Source organism: Parabacteroides sp. 52 (genome assembly GCF_010500925.1).
GTDB lineage: Bacteria > Bacteroidota > Bacteroidia > Bacteroidales > Tannerellaceae > QVMG01.
Genome location: NZ_QVMG01000042.1, coordinates 1 through 4968 on the forward strand (window position 1 = coordinate 1; position 4968 = coordinate 4968).

At 38.3% G+C, this 4968-nt stretch carries 4 protein-coding genes, 1 tRNA gene and 1 pseudogene; all 6 read left to right on the plus strand.

All coding sequences use genetic code 11. From position 1 onward, the window contains the following. The first annotated feature begins 470 nt into the window (after nt 1–470). Nucleotides 471–1322, plus strand: coding sequence for a sugar phosphate isomerase/epimerase (locus D0T51_RS11995; RefSeq protein ID WP_163729611.1), 852 nt, complete (start codon nt 471–473; stop codon nt 1320–1322). Nucleotides 1323–1332: 10 nt separating this feature from the next. Then, a complete protein-coding gene (locus D0T51_RS12000; protein WP_163729613.1) occupies nt 1333–2367 on the plus strand; it encodes a DUF6340 family protein in 1035 nt (344 codons plus the stop codon). A 60-nt stretch (nt 2368–2427) separates the two neighbouring features. Further along, nucleotides 2428–2889 carry a hypothetical protein gene (locus D0T51_RS12005; RefSeq protein WP_163729615.1) on the plus strand — a complete coding sequence of 154 codons (462 nt, stop codon included), beginning with the start codon at nt 2428–2430 and terminating at the stop codon, nt 2887–2889. A 111-nt stretch (nt 2890–3000) separates the two neighbouring features. Beyond that, nucleotides 3001–3073: transfer RNA gene (locus D0T51_RS12010), tRNA-Thr, on the plus strand. A 106-nt stretch (nt 3074–3179) separates the two neighbouring features. Further along, nucleotides 3180–4379, plus strand: coding sequence for a site-specific integrase (locus D0T51_RS12015; RefSeq protein WP_163729617.1), 1200 nt, complete (start codon nt 3180–3182; stop codon nt 4377–4379). 69 nt (nt 4380–4448) lie between these two features. Continuing rightward, a pseudogene (locus tag D0T51_RS12020) lies at nt 4449–4968 on the plus strand (hypothetical protein); the annotation flags it as partial.

Below are 4968 nucleotides of genomic sequence, written 5' to 3' on the forward strand. Positions count from 1 at the left end.
TATTGATAATTAATATTTTAACAAAATAATCTGCGAACAGTTTCAACTACTGATTTGCATTAATTATAAATTGTAAATTATAATCCTTCACGCTTCACGCTTCACGCTTCACTCATCGTTCATCACTAAACACTAATCACTAACCACTAATCCCTCCTCCGTTAATCGTTAACCCCTATACAAAAGAATTAATACATGAAAAAAAGGCCTGTCACTTATTTTTTACTACTTTTGCTCACAGGAAATACCGCATCGTCTCTTTTTTTATTAAGTTTATAAAACAAGGTGTGTGCGCACAAACCACATATCACCCGTGTTTCTCTCTCCCGAATCCGGACAGAACGATTTTATCTATACTGCCGGATAGAAGGAGGCAAAGCGGGTCTTCTTTCTTTATAGAAGAGAGACAGGCGAAAAAATAAAAGAAGAATGATTATTACTGTTAAGTAAAACTTTATAAATTTGTTATCATGAAAAATTCAAGACGTAGATTCTTAAAACAAGGATTAGCAGGAGCTTTATTAGTCGGAGCCGCCCCTGTAATCCGTGCCGGAGAAGCACAAAGCCCAATCAAGGCGAAAGCAGCCAAAGCGGTGAATCCCTTTCAACTGGGTATGGCCGGTTATACCTTTGTCAACTTCGACCTGGAAACGACATTAAAGACTTTGAAACAGCTGGATATACACTATCTCTGCATCAAAGATTTCCACCTGCCATTAAACAGCACAGAGGAACAAATCCAAGCGTTTCATGCGAAGTGTGCCGCATACGACGTCAAAGGCTATGCAGTAGGTCCGATCTATATGAAAACAGAAGCGGAAATCGACCGCGCATTCGATTATGCCCAAAGAGTGGGCGTAAAGCTCATTGTTGGTGTACCGAATTATGAATTGTTACCCTACGTCGACAAAAAAGTAAAAGAATACGATTTCCATTATGCCATCCACCTGCATGGACCGGACATGAAACTTTATCCGGATGCGACAGATGTTTGGGAAAATACAAAAGACCTGGATCCACGCATCGGTATGTGTTTGGATATCGGTCATGATTTGCGTAACGGATGTAACCCTGCTGCAGACATGAAGAAATATCACAGCCGGGTATTTGACGTACATATCAAAGACGTTACAGACTCCTCCAAAGCAGGACGTGGCATTCAAATAGGTCGGGGAAAGATTGATTTCCCTGCTTTCATACAGACTTTACGTGAGGTGAACTACACCGGTGTATGTAGCTTGGAATATGAAAAAGACATGAAAGACCCTTTCTTAGGCATAGCAGAGTCTATTGGGTATTTCAAAGCAATAAGTGATATCTGATATAAAAGAGATGAAAAAAAGTTGCATTCTTCTGTTAATCAGCCTATGTACGGCTTGTAGTTCGGTCAAATACTTTGCTATTGAGACTTTCAATCCCTCGGAGATAACTTTCCCTCCTCATGTGTCTAAGGTATTGATCGTCAACAATGCTATACCTCAACCAGCAGATACCGGATATGAATGCAAATTAATGGGGGTTGTACAGGACACTTGCCGGGCCAATGCCGACAGTGCCCTGTACGATGCTCCACGCAGTTTGGGAAAAGCGATAGCCGAAGCGGATTATTTTGCAGATGTTTTGTTTTATCATTTACCTACCCGCACAGATACGCATTTCCTGGAGGATGGGAAATTCACCCAACAAACAGTCAAAGAATTATGTACTGAAACCGGAACAGACGCCATCATCTCTTTTGACCGTTTATTATTCAATATGAACAAGAATATAGCCGCCTTTTCAGAAGGTTATATTTCCGGAAAAATCAAAGTAGAAGTAGGAGGTATTGTCCGTACCTATTTGCCCGAAAGAGTCAATCCCTTCTCTACCCTAAGCGTTTGCGACAGTATCTTTTGGGATGAATATGCAGATAATACAGAACAAATGAATCGGTTTCTGCCTTCCGCAGATGAAGCATTACGTGCATCTGCTTCTTATATAGGAAATACCCTTTCTAAAAATTTTGTCCCTTATTGGCATAAGGATACCCGTTGGTATTATACCGGAATAAGTACACGCTGGAAACAAGCATCCGCTTATGCCGCCTCTCAAAAGTGGGAATCAGCCGCCGAAGAATGGGAAAGCATTTACAAATCCCTGGCCGACGGCAAAGAAAAAGCGAAGATAAGCTCCAACCTGGCATTATGCGAAGAAATGAGAGGGAACTTCTCCAAGGCCTCTGCATGGGCAGGCAAAGCACGCGATCTTTTCACGAAATATACAGGAGAAGATTCCGAGGAGACGCAACTACTTACACTCTATGTGAAAGTATTGACCGATCGGGCTTGGGCTGATCAAAAACTAAATATTCAATTTGGAGAAGAATAACCTGTTTATTCCCTGAATTATTACTACTTTTGAAAACTTTTCGAAAAGGAGGACATATATATGAATGCAAATACTGCGAAAGTGCAGTCTATTCTGGAGACTACTTTCATCTCGGCTATTGACAAATTAAAGTCAGAAGCAACGTCTAATCTCATCAGCGACCTATACATTCAGGTAGATGCTGAAAGTGGAGAGATGCAACTATACGATGACAGCGAAAATCTGTTGGGCAAAGTAGTTATCTTCGATTGGATAAATAAAAAGGAGGAAGAGGAACCGTTTCAGAAAAAGGTTTGCTCTACCTTGAAAGCGGTATTGACCATCCTTTCCACCAAAGGCGTATTTGAGGATTCTCCTTTTATCAAACCCTTATCGGTTAGCTTGACAGATGATGATTTTGTTGTCCTCAACGAACTACTTTTTTTAGACGACGAAATGTTCCGCTTGGACGACCCCCTGTTAAAAGATCTGGATGCCGATTTAGATGATTTTTTAGCCAATCTTCTTTCAGATATAAAATAGACGTTTTATATTTGCGCCGTCAAATTAGTTATGAATCTTTCAGCTCGTGTAAACCGACGCGTAAACCGAGTTTGAAAAATGGCTAAAAAGACATTCAGATCGTTGATCATTGCCGAAATAGCTCAGTTGGTAGAGCAATTCATTCGTAATGAATAGGTCACGAGTTCGAGTCTCGTTTTCGGCTCACTGATAATAAGACAGTTACATTAAAAGTAGCTGTCTTTTTTGTTTTCCTTAATTGCCGTTTTAGTGCCATTTTTGACGAGTTGTTTGCCTAATGTTTGCCTCGTATGAGTACAACAGTTAATGTGATTTGTTACAAATCTAAAGTATTGAGCAACAACGAACATCCATTGAGATTGCGTGTTTGCAAAGATCGAAAAGTAAAGCATTTTAATCTTGGAATTTCAGTTCCGTTTGCCTTTTGGGACTTTGATAAGCAAAAACCGAAGAAAAACTGCCCAAACAGGGAGTTGTTGGAGAAGCTTATTTCAGAGAAAACAAAAGCTTTTACAGAACAGATTTTAGAATTTAAAGCGACTGATAGGGAGTTTACTGCTGCAACGTTAATGGAGAAAGTAAACAATCCTGTATGTGTGAAAACGGTAAAAGAACTATTCGATTTGTATATTTCAAGACTAAAAGATGCGAATCGTTTACGTTATGCTCAAATGTATGAATCCACACTTACCTCTTTGTTGGCGTATAATGGTCATTTGAACATCTTGTTTTCTGATATTGATGTGGCTTGGTTGAAAAAGTATGAAGCATGGCAGCATAAACAAAGCTTTGCACTAAATACTATTGGAACACGGTTTCGTCATTTGAGAGTGGTTTACAATTTAGCGATTGAGGAGAATATTGTCAGAGCAGATTATTACCCATTCAAAAAGTTTAAGGTTTCTAAGCTAAACGAACAAACTGCAAAACGATCTATCACGAAAGAAGAGATTATAAGTATTCTCAACTATCAGGGTAAATCATTCTATGAATGTTTGGCGGTAGATGTTTTTACCTTCGCCTACCTTACGGCAGGTATCAACTTTGCAGATATAGCCAGATTGACTATTGATAATGTAATAGACGATCGATTAGTCTATAAGAGGAAAAAGACACAGAAGTTGATAAAGATTCCGTTACAGCAACGTGCGATTGATTTGATAGCGAAATATAAACAAGATGATTCTCCTTATCTCTTCCCTATTCTATCGACCTATCATAAGACAGAGCAACAGAAAGTGAATAGAGTTCATAAAGTTTATAGTCATGTGAGTAAGCACCTGAAAGCAATAGGAGAAGAATTGAAGCTACCTATCAAATTAACAACATACGTTAGTCGTCATTCCTTTGCTACGAATTTGAAGCGTTCAGGTGTATCTACATCTATTATATCAGAGTGTCTTGGTCACAGTTCAGAGAAAATAACGGCTATATACCTTGATAGTTTTGAGAATAGTCAGATAGATGAAGCGATGAAGAATCTCCTTTGAAATAAATACCATCTTGCCTATATGGTGAGGTGGTATTTTTGTATTTTTACCAGTCAAATCATATAAGCCATGCAAGAACTCATCAAACTCAATATTCCTGATTTAAAAGACATAGAACCTTTGTTGACTGAATACTTCGGTTATAAAAGGAATATGATTTCTAATGAACTCACCAATTCATACCATAACAACTATAAAATCTCTGATAGTATTCCCAATAAGGAGAAATATATGGTGAGTGATCCTCATTTTAACGAATACGCTATTGATGAAGGAGTGTTTGATTGGAGAAGATATGCACCCAGAAAAGAAGGTGATTTCAAGATATTCGATACAAACCTTTTTATGATGGATACAGATCATTTTCTTGTATTTGAAATTCCTGATCCTTCAATCCATGATAAGCTCCAAGACCTTTTTATGGAAAACGAGAATAAACTTAAGATCGAAAGCGAAAAGGAGTTTGAACAGCTATATAATGTTCTCTTAATGGTATATATCATATATAGCAAATACAAAGCAGGGGAACTATATACAGATATTGCATGGAGTGATGATGTCTTTCATTACCAGAATAAAGTAAGACCAG